Raw genomic sequence first — 18200 nt, 5'->3', positions numbered from 1 at the left:
GATTTCCAAGCGAAATCGGGATTTTTTGTTTTCCCCCGGCACGCAAAAAACGGCAGAATATTAATAGATATAACATAGCGTTATCAAGGGCTACTTCATTCAACATTTTATTCTTTTCATACCCTCATCAATACCCTCCTCCTACGGCATGATACAGGTCTATTACCCCTTGTATGATTTCAAATTTATCTTGCGCCAGTGTCAATTCCGCTTCCAACAGACTCTGCCGGGCTGTCAACACCTCCAAATAGTTAGTAGAGGAATGCCGCATCAACAATTCCGTTTTGCGTACGGCTTCCTGTAAGGTCGAAACCTGCTGGTTACCATATTCCAAACGCATATTGGCAGCTTGCCATTTAGTCAAGGCATTATTCACCTCTTTCCCCGCGTTCAGCAAAGACTGCTGAAACAAGAGTAAAGCTTCTTCCTGCCTTGCTTTGGCCTGACGTAGATTGCTGATATTTATTCCTTTGTTAAACAAGGGCTGAACCAATGCTCCGATGGCATTGAACAACCAACTTCCAGGATTAGATACCAATTCTCCCGTATTGTTGGTCCATCCGGCTGTACCTGAAAGTGTAATACTTGGATAAAATGCGGCATGGGCGGCATTAGTGGCATAATATGCTTGCGACAGATTCCATTCTGCCTGCCTTACATCAGGGCGGTTAGCAAGCAATTGTATGGGAAGACCAATCGAAGGCGTATCGGGAAACTGCTGTTCTTCCAAGGTGCCACGTTCGATATTCGTCGGAGAGACAGCCAATAGCGCAGACAAACTGTTTTCGGTTTCCCGAATGCTTCTCAAAATAGATACAGTGGAAGATTCCAAGGACAAACGACTTGCCTTTGCCTGAAGTACAGCCGCGTCATTGGCCTTTCCTGCCAGCTTCAAGGCCTGAATCGTTTGTTCCATTTTTTCCCAATTTTCTAAAGTCCGTTGGCTGATGTCCAATTGCCGGTCAAGCATTAACAATGTATAATAACTGCCTGCAATGGTAGCTATAAGTCCGGTACGGACGGCCTGTTCATAAGCACGGCTACCTTCAAGAGCCGCGCGGGCTCCCCGTTTTGCATTAGTGATTTTGCCAAACAAGTCTATCTCCCAGCTAGCTGAAGCGGAAAGATTGTATGTTTTTCCGACCGTTTGCCCCACCGCATGGTTTATGCCGCCTTCAGGAGTCAATGACAAGGACGGAAGATAGGAAAGCCGGGCATTCATCAGTACGGCCTCGGCTGCTTCCACTTTGGTGCGGGCAATGCGCAGATCTGTATTTTGTCTTAATCCGATTGCAATCAGTTCTTGCAGGTAAGAATCCGTAAAAAGTAGCTCCCAAGGAACAGATGCTATCGAAGTGGTATCCGACTTTTCCACATCCCGGTACAGACTGTCCACGGCCACTTCCATTTTGGGCCGAGAGTACGGCTTATAAATAGAACAGCCTGCCATCAGACAAACCGTTCCTGCACACAACATATAATAAGAGAATGACTTCATTTTATTTGTTCTTTTCAAGGTTTTCCAATTCCATCTGTATTGCCCAGTCCGCATCCTTCTTTGACGTCTGTACGGGCTTCATCTTTTCTTGCCAATATTGAAACACGATAAAGAGTACAGGGACGTAAAGCAGCAATGCGATGGTTCCCACAAGCATACCTCCCACGACACCGGAAGCAAGCGAACGGCAACCGTTGGCACCGACCCCATGCGCCACCATCAGCGGAAGAAGCCCGAATATCATGGACAATACTGTCATCAGAATGGGGCGCAAGCGGTCTTTGGCGGCAAAGTAGGTCGCCTGTACCAGACTCATTCCTGCCCGACGGCGCTGGACGGCATATTCGGTCTGAAGAATGGCTGTCTTAGCCAACAAGCCGATAAGCATAATCAGTCCTGTTTGCATATAGATGTTGTTCTCCAATCCGAATAACTGAGCAGACAGGAAACTGCCTAATAATCCACACGGAATGGCAAGTATGACAGAGAACGGAATAAGGAAACTCTCGTACAGGGCGCATAATATCAAATAGACCAGTACCAGGCAAAGGGCAAAGATAATCAGCGTATTGTTCGTTGTCTGGCTTTCTTCACGTGAGATACCTCCGAACTCGTATCCATAGTTGGCTGGCAGTACCTGTTTGGCTGTTTCCTGAATCGCTTTTAGTGCGTCTCCTGAACTGTATCCTTTGGCCGGTGTACCACTGACAGGAATCGAATTATACAGATTGAAACGTGAAACGTCCTGCGGCCCGTATGTCTTGGTCAGACGGACAAACTGCGCCAATGGTGCCATCTCATCACCAGCACGGACATAGATATGGTTTAGAGATTCTGATGTAACCCGATATTCCGGGCTGGCCTGTATCTGTACCCTGTACAGCTTGGAGAATCGATTGAAATTGGAGACATAACTCCCACCATAATAATCGGAAAGCGTTTGAAGAATCTCGTTTGAACCAATACCTGCCTGTTCACATTTTGCGGCATCAATATCTACCCAATATTGCGGATAATTAGTGGCGAACGATGAATAGGCCGTCTCAATTTCAGGACGCCGGTTCAGCGCTTCTACGAAATTGTCTGCCACCTGTTTGAAATCATTCAGATCGCCGCCTAACTTATCTTGCAAATAAAGTTCAAAACCGCTGCCCATGCCATAGCCTGGAATCATGGAAGGTGCCATGGCGAATAAAGTGGCATCAGGCACCTGGGAGGCAAAAGCGTAGATGCTGTCAATGATGGCATTTACTGACTGCCCTTCTTTTTTCCGCTCATCCCAATGCTTGAGAGAAATGAAATACATACCCATTGAGGGACCGGCACCGTTGAATGAATATCCCGTTACGCTGGCATTGTATGCGATTCCCGGTATTTTGTCCACATAGCGGTTCACCCCCTGCATCACCCTCCGGTTTTCATGTAGGGAAGTCCCGGGTTTGGTATCCATACTGATCATCAGCGATCCCGTATCTTCATCGGGAATCAGCCCCTTTTTTGTGGTTTGCATCAGAAAGACGGGCAGCAATGCGATTACGGCCATCGTTCCCCACATCAGCCATTTGCGTTTGACAAAAAACAGGACAGACTGCATATAGCGTTTGGAAAGAGCCTCGAATGTGGCATTGAACGCCTTGCGGAAACGGGCTGCAAAATTGTCTTTTGTGTTCCCTTGCTCGTCCTTGTATGGGCGAAGCAACAGGGCGCAAAGTGCCGGAGACAATGTGAACGCGTTAATCGCGGAAATGCCCACCGCCACTGCCATGGTGATACCAAACTGTTTATAGAACTCACCGGAAGTCCCTCCCATCATGGAAACGGGTATGAATACAGCCATGAAAATCAGCGTTGAAGTGAGGATGGCCGATGATACGCCTTTCATCGCATCGTTGGCAGCCATATACGAAGACCGGTAACCCACGTCAAAACGGGCTTGAACCGCCTCGACCACAATAATCGCATCGTCTACCACCGTTCCGATAGCCAGTACCAGGGCGAACAAGGTCAACAGATTGATGGAGAAACCGGCCACGACCATAAAAATGAATGTACCGATGATGGACACCAGAATGCTGACTGCCGGTATGAAGGTGGAACGAAGGTCCTGCAGGAATACATATACGACCAGTACCACCAGCAGAATGGCTTCAAGCAAAGTATGGAATACCACTTTCATGGAAGCCTTGAGAAATAGGTTCGTATCATTCAGGGTCACAAACTCCAAACCTTCGGGCATGTCTTTGCTGATTTCCTCCAGCACCTTGTCAATCTCGTTGATGGTCTGCGATGCATTGGAGCCAGCCTTCTGATAAATCATAGCCATGGCAGCAGGCTTCCCGTTCATTTCTGTCGTATAATTGTAAGCCTCGTCACCCAATTCAATATCCGCCACTTCTTTCAGGCGGAGAACCTTACCACCGGGCAGTGAACGGATGACCAGTTCACCGAATTCTTCGGGTGTGGAATAACGGCCGCGGTATTTCATCGTATATTGATAGGCATTGTCATGATTTTCGCCAAAGGCTCCGGTTGCCGCTTCAATATTCTGTTTTTCCAATACCGCCGTAATATCCGATGGAATGAGTTTGTATTGTGCCATTTTGTCGGGCTTCATCCAGATACGCATGCTGTAGTTGGAACCGAAAAGCATCATGTTGCCTACACCACCGATACGCTTGATGCGCGGCTCTACATTGATATTCATGTAGTTGTTCAGAAACTGAAGATCGTATTTTCCGTTGGGGGAATAAAGGGCAAAGGTCTTCAATTCGGCGTTCTGCTGCTTCATCGTCGTGACTCCGATTTTAGTCACCTCGGCAGGCAGAAGGCTCAAGGCGGTAGACACGCGGTTCTGTACGTTTACGGCTGCCATGTCCGGATTGCTGCCCTGCTTGAAGTAAATATTCAGGGAGGCATCGCCGCTATTTGAAGCGGAAGAAGTGATATAGGTCATGTCCTCCACACCGTTGATGGACTCCTCCAAGGGAATGATGACGGCCTTCTGAACGGTTTCCGCATTGGCACCGGGATAACTGGTAAACACATTGATGGTAGGCGGTGCAATATCAGGATATTGCTCTACGGGAAGGCTGAACAATGAAATTCCCCCCATCAACACAATCACGATGGAGATGACGATGGAAAGCACCGGACGGTCTATGAAAAATCTGAGGTTCATACGCTTAATTTTTCTTTTATTTGTTCTTTATTTCTATCTGCATTCCGTCACGCAGGAGACCCGTGCCTTCGGTCACAATCACATCGCCCGCAGAAAGTCCCGAGCGGACAAGGTATTTTTTCCCATCATGGAGCTTTTCAATAGTCAGTTCCACAGAAGTAACCGTAGCTTTGTTGGAGTGAGATTCCATCGTCACTTTATAGGCCAATACTTTATCCTGCAATTCGGTGGTGGCTGTTTGTGGAATAACAATGACAGAGTTCTCCCTGTGCGGCAGGATTACATTGCCGATACCACCGCTTAACAACAGACGGTCAGGATTCGGAAAAACACTGCGGACGGACACCGTACCGGTCTGTCGGTCGATGACACCGCTGATGCTCTCAATACGTCCCTGCCCGGAGTATAGCGTTCCGTCATTCAGCACAAGAGAAAGCGGAGGCATCCGTCGGATAACCCCGTCCAAAGAACCGTATTGCCTGAGCAAGGAACGCAGGCTGTTCTCTGTCATGGAAAAATAGATGTACATTTCAGAATTGTCCGAAATAGTGGTCAGAGGGGTGGTCATGGACGAAGTTACCAGTGTACCTTCTCGATAAGGCAACGTTCCGACCACACCGTCTGCCGGGCTTTTGATTTCGGTATACGACAGCTCATTGCGGGCATTCAGCTCTTGTGCTTTCATCTGTTCCAATGTGGCTTCCGCTATATCCAGTGCATTTTGGGCGGTAGTCAGATCGTACTCCGAAACAACCTTCCCGGCATACAGCTGTTTCTTGCTTTCCCAGTCCAACCGGGCAGTCTTTACCTGTGCTTCCGTCGCACGCACGTCTGCTTTTGCCTTTTGCCATGCAGCCTGATAAGGCACCTGGTCAATTACGAACAGTTGCTGTCCTTTACGTACCCGCTGTCCCTCGGTAACGCAAAGTTTGACAATCCTGCCGGATACCTGCGGATAAATGTCAATGTCCTGCCTTCCCTGTATGGAGGCAGAATAAGACTCTTTGATTTCAACTGAATCTGGAGCGACAGTCATTACTTCACATGCCGTAAGCGCTTCTGATGTTTTCCCGTCTTTGCAAGAGTACAGAAACATCACACATACAGCAGAAATAAAATACGTTATCTTCCTGTTTACCGTTTTTCTCTTCATTGTGTAGGATATTTATAGTTGCTGTTTTTCCTGCAAAGAAAAGGTCGAATGCTCCGTCTTACAAGGTCGGGAAGCATGAAACGGTAAAAAGTGTTCATGAAGCGCAAGAAAGGCTTTTTAGACTGTATTTCAATACTTTTTGTAAGGGTTTATCTGTCCAACCACTCCTTCAATGCTGTAGCCCGTTCACGGCTCACAACCACTTCTGTATCAGGATATTTTTTCAGATGCATCTTCAACCGTGAATTAAACCAGTTGTTTATACTTAATATACTGTCTATACGGACAATATATTGGCGATTGACACGGAAAAATTCATCGGGGTTAAGTTGTTTTTCCAATTCATCAAGTGAATACGAGATTTTTTCATTCGTCCCGTTTTTCATATATAGACACACATTCCGTCCGTCCAATGCCACATGGCTGATGTCTTTCACCGAGACAGAAACATAACCGTCCCGATAAGGCAACAAGAAACGCTCCCGATAACGGTAATTATTTTTACGCATGTGTTCCAACAACATACGTATGTCATCATTCCCTCCTTGCTGAATGCTGCTGTAACGCTTTACCTTCTGAATAGCAACAGCAAGTTCATCTGCATTTACTGGCTTCAACAAATAATCGAAGCTGTTGAATTTGAATGCCTGAATGGCATATTCATCATAGGCAGTTGTAAATATGACTGGAGAGGAGACGGACGATTGGCGCAGTGCGTCAAAGCTCAATCCGTCCGTTAAACGAATATCTGCCAATATTAAATCAGGGGCAGGATTCATCCGTAACCATTCTACTGCCTCCGCAATACTTGTCAGAGGCCCGGCTACATGATGCGTTGCGTCTATTTCTTCAAGCAATCGTTTCAAACGATTGAAATTTCTCTTTTCGTCTTCAAGAATCAATATGTACATGGCTCTTTATGTATTACAGGTAACTTAACTTGATACAACTCTTTACTTTTCACTATAAGGGGTTTTTTCTGACAAAGCAGGAAATAACGTCCGGCAATGTTCCGGTGTCCGATACCGGTTGAAACCAGTTCAGACACCACGGGGCGCAACTTGTTTTCAACCACAATCCAATCTTCTTCCCTATAAATACGTATAACCAAAGGACGGGAGGCAGAAAATTGATTGTGCTTGATGGCATTCTCTACCAACAACTGTAAGCAAATGGGTGGAATATATCCTTCATTGTCTTCTGCCAGCTTACTGTCCACATCAATCCTCACAGCATCTTCGTAACGCATCTCAATCAGATAAATGTATGAATAGAGAAAAGTTATTTCTTCCCGGATACGCACGGTATCCTGCTTCAGATTCTGAATGACATAACGGTAGACTTTGGATAAGTGTTCCAGGAACTTGTCTGCCAATGTACGGTCCTCCATGATCAATTCTGAAAGGATACTGAAATTGTTAAACATGAAGTGCGGATCAATCTGCGCTTTCAGCACTTCTAGCTGCATCTGGGTAGCATACTCCTTTTCCTTCAATAACTTTATCTCCAACTCTTTCTTCTGATTTTCAGCATGAACATACGACTCCAGATAATGGGCGTTGGTATAAAGATAAGATACAAAAGTGGCTATAACACTGGAAATATAAAGTCCCTGTGAGAGAAAAGAACTTTCATCGTCAAACAACCTTATACAGATTAATGAAAAACACCAGGCTGTCAGATTGTTGAACATAAGTAATAAGAAAGAATTGACCAACAAACCTTTATAGGGCTTTCGGGTAAAAGAAACCCGACGGAATGACCAGTTACTATAAAAGACAGACAATTCAACCAACACAAAACTTGATACGATTGTAAACAACACATCTACGACGTAATCATTTAGGGTCGCTTCCCCACTCAGCAGCCACACAGCATATTCTTTATCTATCAATACTGATAAAAAATAGGTGAGGACAAACACGACTCCAACCAATAATAATCGGTTGAGCAGATGATCAAGCTTTGTTTTATCCATGGGATTTTTTCTACAAAAATAAACCGCTTTTTCCATACTAGCCAATTCAGCGGGGCTAAATCCGCATAAATTGAGTGTAAACTGTAAAAAAACAACGCTCAACTTAATTATATGACACTACATTTCAACAAAACAGAAATACACTTTAATCCAGTATTTTACCGTTTCAGATAAAGTTGCGTTAATCAATAATCTTTTTATTTCTATTTTTGCTCTTAGATTGCTGTTATGTAGCATTAAAATGACAAGAAAACAAATTATTAATATATGAAAATGAATTTAACGCTTATGCTTCTGGACGAGTCCGATAGAGAGCAGTTCAAGACGGATATGTCAGACGCATTCCAGTTTTATACCGAAGACGGTTATTTCCCTGCCGAAGAGCGGATTTTGCCTGTAGAAGAAATTGAGCAGACACTATGCAAAGCCAACTCAATAGCTTATAAGGCAGTGCAGGACAACAGAATTGTTGGCGGCGCCATTGTCTCCATCGACAAGCAACGGCAACGCGGTTCGCTCGAACTGCTATACGTCAAAAGCAGCACACAGAGTCAGGGAATAGGCAAGTTTATGTGGTTTGAAATCGAAAGGTTTCATCCTGATGTGACCATTTGGGAAACAATAACACCTGCCTTCGCCAAGCGTAACATCCACTTTTATATCAACGTATGCGGCTTCCAGATAACGGAATATTTCAATCCACACCACCCCAATCCGCATCCCCAACCAAACTATGACGGTCCGGATGACGATTTCCGTTTTGAAAAAAGAATGATAATGTGGTGATGACGTGACAGAATAAAACCTTAGATTAATATCTAAGAATTACAGATAAATAAAGAGGATAAATTTGTGAAGCCTGAAATATGACAAAAACAAAACTCAAGACTATACAAAACAATATAGTATTGTTGATTGTAGTAGGGACATGGCCATAATGACCATGTCCCTACTACAATGTATATGACGATTTATTTCCATAATTATTCTTTTTCCATTTGTAACTCTATCATACGCTTGAAATATCCATCTTTTAGGATAAGTTCATCAGAAGTGCCTACGTCTGTCACCATACCGTCTTTCAATACCACAATTCTATCCGCATGGGCGATAGTCCTCATCCGATGGGCAATGATGAGAACCGTCTTATCACGCACCAGTTCTGAAATCGCTGTTTGTATTTTAGTCTCGTTTTCAACATCCAGTGATGCCGTAGCTTCATCCAATAGAACGATAGGAGCATCCTTAAGCAAAGCACGGGCAATAGAAATACGCTGACGTTCACCTCCAGAAAGTGTATTTCCGTTTTCTCCGATAATAGTACGGTATCCGTCAGGCATCTTGGTAACAAACTCATCACATTGCTCCAAATGTGCCACACGCAAGACTTCTTCATCCGTTGCATCACGGCGACCGATACGAATATTATCCATAACAGACGCATTGAATAAAACCACATCCTGAAAGACAACAGAGAAATAACGCAGCAGAGTTTCCGGCTCTATCTGGCTGATGTCCGTTCCACCAAGAGTGATTGAGCCCTGATCTATGTCCCAAAAACGTGCGGATAGTTTAGCGGCCGTACTCTTACCGCTCCCTGAGGGACCTACCAATGCTGTAATTTCCCCCTGACGGGCAATAAAACTCACGTCATGCAATACTTGCTTGCCCGTTTCGTAAGCAAAATCCACATGATTGAACACGATGTCAAAATTATCAGGCGTGAACTTGGTTGTTCCTTGCTGAACAGGCATTTCCTGCATCTCGCGCATACGTCGAATACGTACATCAAGATAAGACAGGGCAGCAAGGTTGTTCATCACTTCATCTATGGGAGCGTAAATCCGGGAACCAAGAACCAGAAAGACAAGATAGATAAAAAGATCAAGTCTGCCTGTTGAAAGCATATCAGCTCCAACTATGATAACAGATGCTATGCCTAACTTGAGCAGACTTTGGGCTCCATGCACCAATACGCCAAGCATCAGTTCATTGCGGGTCAGTGTCTGTTCGTAGGTGTCAATCTTGTCGGTAAGAGCCTGGCGATAGTTTATCTCTTGATTGTAGGCTTTAATTTCCTGTATGTTATCCAATCCTTCCTGAATAGCTTCACTTACCGCCCGTTTGTTCAGATAATTTTCACGATTACCTGTTCTCATTTTTCGTTGAGAGAATATGAGTAACGTCATTGCTGCCGAAACTACCCAGAAAAGAGCCAGTGCTAACTGCCAGTTATAGAAAAACATGCCAATTGAAATTAACAAGATTGCAATTAGAGAAGCAAAAAGCTGTGGCACAGCATGTGAGAAAGTATGTTCCATGTCCGAACAGTCATCCATAATGGTAGCTGTAAGGTCTGAAAGATTCTTCTCTCCGAAAAAAGCCAATGGCAATAAACGTAGCTTCTCTGCCAATGACACACGGCGTATTGCACTCTCGTCATAGACCGACGTATAAGTACTGTTATACTGGAAAAAGCCTATCACATACATTACTCCCATGAAACCTAAGCCAAGCAATCCGTAGTATAACAATCCGTGAGTTGTCGATGTTCCTGAAACAAGTAAAGGCCTCAGCCAATCATCCAAAAACAGGAAAACATAAACAGCCGGCAACATCAATGCCAGATCCAACAGTGTAGTAAGCACTACCCCTCTCAGAAAATCTTTAGCTCCCTGATACGACAGGGCAAAGCGTTGTTGTATGGTCTTAATCATGATTAGTATCCTCCTTTCTGCCAATAGTCCAGCTTGCGGAACGGTTATATTCATTCCACATTGCCGCATAAATCCCTTTCTTTGCCAAGAGCTCCTGCTGGGTACCTTCTTCTACTATTTTACCATTATCCACTACAAGAATACGGTCTGCATCAACCACCGTTGATAATCGGTGAGCAATCTTCAGAACAGTCTTTCCACGGGTCAATTCTTTCAGAGCATGTTTAATAAGTACTTCATTTTCTGGGTCTGCAAAAGCCGTAGCTTCATCAAGTACCACAATTGGTGCATCTTTAAGAATGGCACGTGCCAGTACAATACGCTGCTGTTCACCACCCGACAAGTAAGTACCTTCAGCCCCGATTTTTGTTTGCAATCCATCCGGCAAACGGTCTATAGTTTCCCTGCATTGTGCCGCATCAATCGCACGGTTTACCTCTTCTTTTGTGGCGTTTGGTTTGCCGTAAATGAGATTATCCCATAAGGTAGTTTTAAAAAGATGAGCCTGCTGGAAAACAAAGGCTATGCTGTCCATTAATGATTCTTTAGAAATATCTCGTACATCTACGCCGCCTATACTAATCCGGCCTTCCTGCACATCCCAAAAACGTGGAAGCAGACGGGCTATTGTCGTTTTCCCACTGCCGGAAGCCCCCACAAGAGCATAAGTCTGACCTTGGGGAAGTTTAAAACTGATGTTGTTTATGGCCTTTTGTCCGGTACCAGGATAAGAAAAAGAAACATGTTCGAACATGATATCAAACCGTTTGGGCTTTTGTGAATTATCCGCTTCTTTCAGCACTTCATAGTTCAGCAGACCTTCCAACCTGTTTATCGCTTCTCCAGCTTGCCCTGTAGCTTGTTGGAGATACATGCTTTTCATAATACTTTGTGAGAAAAGAGGGGTAAGCAGAATAAAAAGGAAGAAATCTACCAGTACTGATACAGGCTCATTACCATGCCCTATCATCAGTATGGAGACAGGAGCGAGAAAGAAAGCGAAGCCATTGATAATTACCGTATAGAATGTCATAGGGTGACACCACATACGTGTATATGCTGTTACCATTCTATTATAATTCATAATACTGCGGTGAAAATTCTTAAATGAATAAATGGTCTGTTGGAATACTTTTACTACAGGAATACCACGTACGTATTCTACAGCCTCCGTATTCATTTCTTCCAAAGCGGTCATGTATTTACTCATGAATTCCCGTCCATTTCCGTTCATCATGTAAGTCATTAATCCCATCGCTACCAGTACGGGGACAAGACAGGCCAATCCCAACTGCCAATCAAAAATGAAAATAAGCACCGTAGTCAACAGAGGCATCAATACCGTAGCTGCCAAATCAGGCAACTGGTGAGCCAGAAAAGTATGTGTAATGCTGGCATTGTCATCAATAATCTTACGGATTCGTCCAGATGTATTTTGATCAAAAAAACCAAGCGGCATATCCACAACACGTTCCATCGCATCACGTCGGATATTGCTTTCCACACGGAAAGCAGCCAGATGTGAAGCCATCAATGCAACAAAGTAAAGCACAACGCTTCCTATGGCCAGACCAGCTGCCCACCAGGCATAAACCATCATGTCCGTATCGCCGACGGTATCCGGTACAAGCAATTCTTTTACAATAAGCCATATCAATATGTACGGCACCAATCCTGCCAACGCACTAAGTGCCGACAGAATGAGGGACAAAGGAAAGAGGGTCCGTCGCTGTCCCATATAACTCTGTAATTTTTTTAAAGTTCCCATTACTATATTATTTTCTTGTAACTATCTTTTTATCTCATTTTCTTCATTAAACCCTACAGAGAATTTTATACCCTAACATTGAACTGAATTTAAAACATAACCAAGGTATCCGTCCCAGCACATAACCAAAGAAAAATCCCCAGCGTGAACGGAAAAACTTCATGTAATTGGCTTGCTCGATGAGCATCAAAGCCGGTTCCCATTGCTCCACCAAATATCCGTCACTCAGTCCAAAACGGATTTGAGCCTTATGCTTGCGAAGCGAGTCCGGCTTTATCACGTGCCGGCTCATTATCGTACCGCACACGTCAAACCACAGTTCGCCTCCCCCGAAACGACTTGCCACGTGATGCAGAAAGGCTTTTACCTGCTTCTCATAAAAATACATCAGAACTCCTTCCACAATAAAAATAAATTCCGCACTGGGATGCTTCCGGCGCAAGTCATCCATCCAGTCGGTTTCCAGCAAGGACGCAGCGATATAGATATTGCCCGACTGTTCAGGTATCAGTTCCCGGCGCAACGCAATGACTTCCGGCAAATCCATATCATAAAAGATGGCTTTTCCGTTTCCGATACGCTGAAAACGGGTATCCAGTCCGCAGCCCACATTCACCACAACCGGATTGGGATGCGTCTCAATAAACCGCTGCACGGCACAGTCGAAATACCATCCTCGCACCACGCATCCCACTTCACTCAGTTTCGCCCCATCAAATTGGGAATAATCATATTCCAAATTATCCGCCAGCCGTTCCGCAGTCTTGTCATTCAGAATAGGATTGTCTCGACGGCTTTCTTTTGCCCGCATGTATAGCGGAATAAGCAGTGTTTCCGCCACGATGCTCTTAAACTCATATTTCTGTTTCATATCTTTAAGTATTTAATAGTGAACAATATTCAGATTTGTTCATAAAAAAAGGAGGAAACCTCCGTGAAGATTTCCTCCTTGCCAGCCGCCCTGATGCAGCTGTCTTTTCATATTTACGTTGTCTGTATCTCATATCTTAATGATTGCCCTCCAACCTTGAATTTCAAACAAAAAATAATCATGTAAAATAGTCTCCATTTCCTGTCGGGGTACGGCGTGCATCAACAGTTCCTCGAACATTGTGAACATCCATACCGTATGCAAATGGATGATAAAATCGGACACCGCAGTATTGATTTCGGGATGCTTCCGTTGCATGGACGCGAACCAGTTTTTGACTAATTCGGTAGAACGGTCGGTATAATTTTTGCAAAAGCACTCCAACGAAGAGCCTTGCGCATGGAACAGCAGAATCTTCATCAATGCACTATGTTTGTCCATTAGCGAAACATATTCGTCTATACAGGATTTCAGGTATTCTTCCGATCTCATCATCATAATATCCTCTCCCCGTATGCCGTGATGCTCTTGCAACATGGCTTCCAAAGCGTACAATACCGGACGCACTACCTCACGAAACAGTTCATCTTTGTTCGTGAAGTAGTTATAGATATTCCCGACACCAACTCCTGCCGATTCGGCTATTTCGCGCATGGAAGTCTTGGAATAACCTTTTTGCTCGAATTGCTGTCGAGCAACTATCAATATACGATTCCGTGTGTTCGCTTTTAAAATTTGCATATAAGAACATTATTCCTATTTGATGGTGCAAATCTACAGGTTATACTTTACCTTATCAATACCTATTTTTAATGATTTTAGGAGAACTGAGGAAAGAAATCCAACATGCATACAAGACATTTTTGCAATTATCCCTTCCATCAAAGATAAATCCCAATCCAGATTTGCCAGCCGCATCTATTCCTTTTTTTCAGGAGAATTTTCTTTATGGCTTACGCCATGAAAATTCGCCTGAAAAAGAATGCGGCGGCAAACGGATTGGAATTAAAGAAAAGATTACAGGGATAAACTGCGACCGACGTGACGCATAGCCTAAATCAAAGGCGGCTATCCTTATATCCCATATACGACCTCACAGATACAGTGAAAATCCACCTTACTCAATAACCCAACATAGTCTGCTTATCAAATCCCGAAATAAGACAGGGATTTCAGCTCCCTCCGATCTGCATAGTCAGGTGGCTTCGCTATGACATCTGATGTTATATTATGAACTTTGATGATAGTCTCTTGTGTTCCACAGCCTTCTATTCTATTTTTGTACCAACCACTTAAACTAATGATTATGGAGATAGTAAACATAGAAGCCGGCGTATTTATGGAAATGAACGACATATTGTTCAAGATAGAAAAACAACTGAAAGGACTGAACTCTTCCAAATCTGAACTGAATGAATGGTTGGATAATCAGGATGTATGTATTCTTATGAATATATCAGACAGAAAACTGTTGTCTTTAAGACAGAAAGGGCTAATCCCCTTCAGTCGTATAGACAGAAAGATTTATTATAAAAAAGAAGATATTCTAAATTACATGAAGAAGAACCTCAAAACACATACTAATAATGGAAATGGGACAGATGGTATTGAATAAGGATAGTAATGAAATCAAAAGATTTATTGAAGCCATGGAAGGTATATCCAAAATATTGGATACAAATTCTTTAATCTACAGACCTATATTGGACGGGAACCGTTATGTAACAGAACAAGAGTTATCAAAGGCTCTCAAAATTACAAAAAGAACACTCATTGAATATAGAATGAATGGCAAATTGCCATATTACAAAATAGGAGGAAAGATTCTGTATAAGGAACAGGACATTATAGATATATTGGAAAGAAACAAAGTTTTGGCATTTGAATGACATTTCTTAAATCACTAATAATCAAAAGATAAACTTTATAAAATAGTTTGTAGCTACACCTAAATAATCATATAAATATTTGGAGGAATAGAACTGAACGCTTACCTTTGTAAAGTCAAAGGATGATTAACGAGAATCTATCGAAAATTGGTGAATTAGGCATATAGCTGATTCAGTGGTTCGGGGATTTTTCCAAAGATATTAAAGTGCTGTAATTTAGGATTTTGAATTTAAATATTCGATTCCTGGTGGCACCACTTTGAAGAAAAACAAAAAACAGTAAAATATTACCGTTCGAGGTGGAGCAAAAGGTGGAGATAAAAGGTGGAGCAAAAATCTCCACCAAATTACGACCTTTTTCACTGATTGTCAATATTTTGCATAGCAAGAAAACGGGTTCGGTTTCCTACTTTTGTACAAACTAAGAAACTGTTTTGATTTTACTCGATAAATTTGTTAAGCATGATTTGTATGAATGCAATCTGCACCATGGCTTCTGCTGTTTCCGCCAAGAACTCATAATCAATTGTGAGCCTTCTAAAGTTTTCCAACTATGAGAAAGAACGTTCCACAATCTATCTTTTAGGCAAGACTTGAAATCGGGATGGACATTCATTAGGCCTGAGAACAACTTCCAGTATCCAGCCGAACTTGTCCATGACCCAGTCCGCCAGTTTCCCTTGATACCCCCCGTCCGCTAGGATCTTCACCAGACGCGAAAACTTGTAGGCCAGCTTTTCTATGACTTGCGGTGCACCCTTGCTGTCGTGCAGGTTAGCTTCGTGAATTGCGACGGCCATAGGAAGGCCAAGCGTATCGACAATGATATGCTGATTTTCTTGTTCCCGTCTATACCACGGTCAGAATCAACATGATGGGAAGTCCTTACACTTCTGGAATCCATGATACCAAGACTGGGACTTTCCTGCCGTCCCGCCTGTTTGTGGATGAGGGAGCGCAAGGTATCCATCACCTCTTCAAACACGCCTTCAAACTTCCATTTACGAAAATAGTAATAGACGGTTTGCCAAGGAGAGAAGTCAGTGGGAAGCATACGCCACTGGCACCCGGTTCTGTTGATATAAAGAATCGCATTCATTATTCCTCTAAGCGAATGTTTACGCTTCCTTCCTTGCGGTTCTAAAATCTTTTTTATAACTTGCCATTGTTTTTCAGTCAGGACAGTTGGATACTGTGTCATAACTTTATTGTTTGGAACCTTTAAAGATAAAACATTTTTCCAATTGGCCTGCTGATTTCAAATTTTATGGAGACCAATAACATTATTGTTGGAATAATTCAAAACAGCTTCTGATTTTTAAATTTCTAATATATGAGAAATTCATTATTAATTTCATTATTAATGTCATTAATCATAACCTCTTGTGTTCAAAAAGAAAAGTCATTGCAAATCAAACAGGTTAAGGAACTAAATTTTCAAGATATTACATATTCGAATACTCCTCAAAAGTTATCCGAGTTTATAGAGTCTATTTCATATATACAATTATCCGAGGATCCCTTGATTCCTGATCTTGAAAAAGTAAACCTTGTAATAGATGATAAAGCAATTTATATTGATACCCAAGAGCAAGTGCTGAAATATACACCGAACGGAGACTTTATGCAACCTCTATTCAAATTAGGCCCAGGCCCGGAAGAAGTTTCATTTAAATTAGGAAAAGCAATATTCAATTTAGAGAAAGAATTCGTCGCTATACGCAGTTATAGCTCTGACCAATACAAACTATTTTCATTAAATGGCGATTTACTGGGAGCCTCCCAACAATACTTTGGAGAAGAAAAAAGAAGAAAGCAAATCGTTGGATATGATGGGAATAACGAAATATATTGCTGGGACTATGTCTTGCCAGAGTATGGTACAGAGTTTAATATCGACGGATCGGTTTTCTGTTATGTGCGAGACATGTCAACCAATCAAACGATACTTCAACTGCCCAACTTTCATGATGATATAAAAGCTACCTATAAAGGGAAAATAGCAGTAAACGGAAATTGGCCTATCATGTATGGGAAACAAGACTCGCTTCACTGGATAAAGCCAGCCAATGTAGATACCATTTACCAAACAACAGACTTCAGTTCCATCACTCCATGGTATGTCATCCATAAAAAGAACACAGCTGCCGATTATAAATTTATTATACATGCAGCCGTGGGAGACATATCCAGAAGTGAAATCTCTAGCCCGAAAGAAGATATATATTATGTATTACCCCTTAAATCAGGAATACTTTTCAGCTACTGGGGAAAAGAAACTCAAGAACCTTGCTATGGCTATTGCCCCGCCAATGGAAAAGCAAACCAATACAGCGATGTTCCATTCGAAAATGACATTGATAACTATCTAAATGAAGTAAGTTTCCAACATTTAAGCAACTGTTATGTAAAAAACGACTACTTGTATATGTTAGTTGATGCCTTTCTCTTTTTTGAGGAAAGTTCCTCGTCACCTTTTAAGACATTGACTCCAGACAGTAATCCTGTCATACTTAAATTTAAATTAAAATAAAATGCAAAAAATTATATCAATAATTGGAACGAATCTTGTCATCCAAAGGATGTGCATTATATTTATGATATTTCAGAGAAGGATATTCTCAATTAATTAATTTAAAGCAACTTACATTTGAAGTGACGGACTTATGTAATTTGAGATGTAAATATTGTGGATATGGAGATTTTTATAATACACATGAAAAAAGGGAAAATAATTTTTTAAATTTCTCCGACGCAAAAGCATTGATAGATTATTTATATAATATTTGGGGGCATTATTCAGGAACTACATTTCCAAGAAAAATAATGTTTGGGTTTTATGGTGGAGAGCCCTTGTTAAATATGAATTTGATAAAACAGATCATTGAGTATATTGATTCATTGCCTAAAATAAAAAACACTTATTTTATCTATAATATGACAACAAATGCTTTGTTATTAGATAAATATATGAACTTTATTGTAGAGAAAAAAATAAACCTTTTAATTAGCTTAGATGGTGATGAATATTCTCATAGTTACCGTGTAGATTCTTCAGGGCACCACTTTGAAGAAAAGCAAAAGACTGTAAATGAGGCTGTCTCAAAATGAATTGAGATGGCCTCTGTCGTTTCATATCAGATTGAAG

The 18200-nt window shown here is 42.3% G+C and carries 17 protein-coding genes; 6 read left to right on the top strand and 11 right to left on the bottom strand.

Going from position 1 to position 18200, the window contains the following annotated elements:
* Positions 1-127: 127 nt before the first annotated feature.
* The 5 genes from RDP42_RS10945 to RDP42_RS10925 all read right to left on the bottom strand — a co-directional run bounded on the left by RDP42_RS10945 (position 128) and on the right by RDP42_RS10925 (position 7807).
* Positions 128-1498 (bottom strand): TolC family protein, encoded by a 1371-nt coding sequence (locus RDP42_RS10945; protein ID WP_308763714.1) that lies wholly within the window; start codon positions 1496-1498, stop codon positions 128-130.
* Position 1499: 1 nt separating this feature from the next.
* Positions 1500-4676, bottom strand: coding sequence for an efflux RND transporter permease subunit (locus RDP42_RS10940; protein ID WP_308763713.1), 3177 nt, complete (start codon positions 4674-4676; stop codon positions 1500-1502).
* A 16-nt stretch (positions 4677-4692) separates the two neighbouring features.
* Entirely contained in the window at positions 4693-5829 is a 1137-nt protein-coding gene (locus RDP42_RS10935; protein ID WP_308763712.1) for an efflux RND transporter periplasmic adaptor subunit, read from the bottom strand.
* A 149-nt stretch (positions 5830-5978) separates the two neighbouring features.
* Entirely contained in the window at positions 5979-6740 is a 762-nt protein-coding gene (locus RDP42_RS10930; RefSeq protein WP_308763711.1) for a LytTR family DNA-binding domain-containing protein, read from the bottom strand.
* The gene (locus RDP42_RS10925) at positions 6728-7807 is read right to left on the bottom strand and encodes a sensor histidine kinase (RefSeq protein WP_308763710.1); all 1080 of its coding nucleotides are present in this window, start codon (positions 7805-7807) and stop codon (positions 6728-6730) included. The genes RDP42_RS10930 and RDP42_RS10925 overlap by 13 nt, the downstream gene beginning before the upstream one ends.
* Positions 7808-8074: 267 nt before the next feature.
* On the opposite strand from RDP42_RS10925, the gene RDP42_RS10920 reads away from it, so the two are divergent.
* Positions 8075-8593: a GNAT family N-acetyltransferase gene (locus tag RDP42_RS10920; protein ID WP_308763709.1), complete on the top strand. Its 519-nt coding sequence runs from the start codon at positions 8075-8077 to the stop codon at positions 8591-8593.
* 197 nt (positions 8594-8790) lie between these two features.
* Here RDP42_RS10920 and RDP42_RS10915 read toward each other — a convergent pair whose 3' ends face one another.
* The 4 genes from RDP42_RS10915 to RDP42_RS10900 form a co-directional block, all read right to left on the bottom strand.
* Positions 8791-10524 (bottom strand): ABC transporter ATP-binding protein, encoded by a 1734-nt coding sequence (locus RDP42_RS10915; protein ID WP_308763708.1) that lies wholly within the window; start codon positions 10522-10524, stop codon positions 8791-8793.
* Positions 10517-12292 carry an ABC transporter ATP-binding protein gene (locus tag RDP42_RS10910; RefSeq protein ID WP_308763707.1) on the bottom strand — a complete coding sequence of 592 codons (1776 nt, stop codon included), beginning with the start codon at positions 12290-12292 and terminating at the stop codon, positions 10517-10519. The genes RDP42_RS10915 and RDP42_RS10910 overlap by 8 nt, the downstream gene beginning before the upstream one ends.
* Positions 12293-12338: 46 nt before the next feature.
* The gene (locus RDP42_RS10905) at positions 12339-13163 is read right to left on the bottom strand and encodes a class I SAM-dependent methyltransferase (RefSeq protein WP_308763706.1); all 825 of its coding nucleotides are present in this window, start codon (positions 13161-13163) and stop codon (positions 12339-12341) included.
* Between the two features lie 129 nt (positions 13164-13292).
* On the bottom strand, positions 13293-13904 hold the full coding sequence (locus RDP42_RS10900) for a helix-turn-helix domain-containing protein (protein WP_308763705.1): 612 nt from the start codon (positions 13902-13904) through the stop codon (positions 13293-13295).
* 71 nt (positions 13905-13975) lie between these two features.
* Between RDP42_RS10900 and RDP42_RS10895 the strand changes: the two genes are divergently transcribed.
* From RDP42_RS10895 to RDP42_RS10885, 3 genes are all read left to right on the top strand, one after another.
* Positions 13976-14215: a hypothetical protein gene (locus tag RDP42_RS10895; RefSeq protein ID WP_308763704.1), complete on the top strand. Its 240-nt coding sequence runs from the start codon at positions 13976-13978 to the stop codon at positions 14213-14215.
* A gap of 254 nt (positions 14216-14469) precedes the next feature.
* Positions 14470-14778 carry a helix-turn-helix domain-containing protein gene (locus RDP42_RS10890; RefSeq protein ID WP_308763703.1) on the top strand — a complete coding sequence of 103 codons (309 nt, stop codon included), beginning with the start codon at positions 14470-14472 and terminating at the stop codon, positions 14776-14778.
* Positions 14756-15052, top strand: a complete 297-nt coding sequence (locus tag RDP42_RS10885) for a helix-turn-helix domain-containing protein (RefSeq protein WP_120467114.1) — start codon at positions 14756-14758, stop codon at positions 15050-15052. The genes RDP42_RS10890 and RDP42_RS10885 overlap by 23 nt, the downstream gene beginning before the upstream one ends.
* 575 nt (positions 15053-15627) lie before the next feature.
* Here the strand turns inward: RDP42_RS10885 and RDP42_RS10880 are convergent.
* Complete coding sequence (locus RDP42_RS10880; protein ID WP_308763702.1) at positions 15628-15852, bottom strand: transposase; 225 nt, start codon at positions 15850-15852, stop codon at positions 15628-15630.
* Positions 15792-16253 (bottom strand): transposase, encoded by a 462-nt coding sequence (locus tag RDP42_RS10875; RefSeq protein ID WP_308763701.1) that lies wholly within the window; start codon positions 16251-16253, stop codon positions 15792-15794. Before RDP42_RS10875 ends, RDP42_RS10880 begins: the two co-directional genes overlap by 61 nt.
* Before the next feature lie 132 nt (positions 16254-16385).
* Between RDP42_RS10875 and RDP42_RS10870 the strand changes: the two genes are divergently transcribed.
* Entirely contained in the window at positions 16386-17585 is a 1200-nt protein-coding gene (locus RDP42_RS10870) for a hypothetical protein (RefSeq protein WP_308763700.1), read from the top strand.
* A 122-nt stretch (positions 17586-17707) separates the two neighbouring features.
* Positions 17708-18163: a radical SAM protein gene (locus tag RDP42_RS10865; RefSeq protein ID WP_308763699.1), complete on the top strand. Its 456-nt coding sequence runs from the start codon at positions 17708-17710 to the stop codon at positions 18161-18163.
* Positions 18164-18200 lie beyond the last annotated feature (37 nt).

It is taken from the genome of uncultured Bacteroides sp., assembly GCF_902472605.1.
Taxonomy (GTDB): Bacteria; Bacteroidota; Bacteroidia; order Bacteroidales; family Bacteroidaceae; genus Phocaeicola.
Note: the sequence above shows the minus strand (reverse complement) of the source record. Positions and strands in the feature narration are given on the sequence as shown.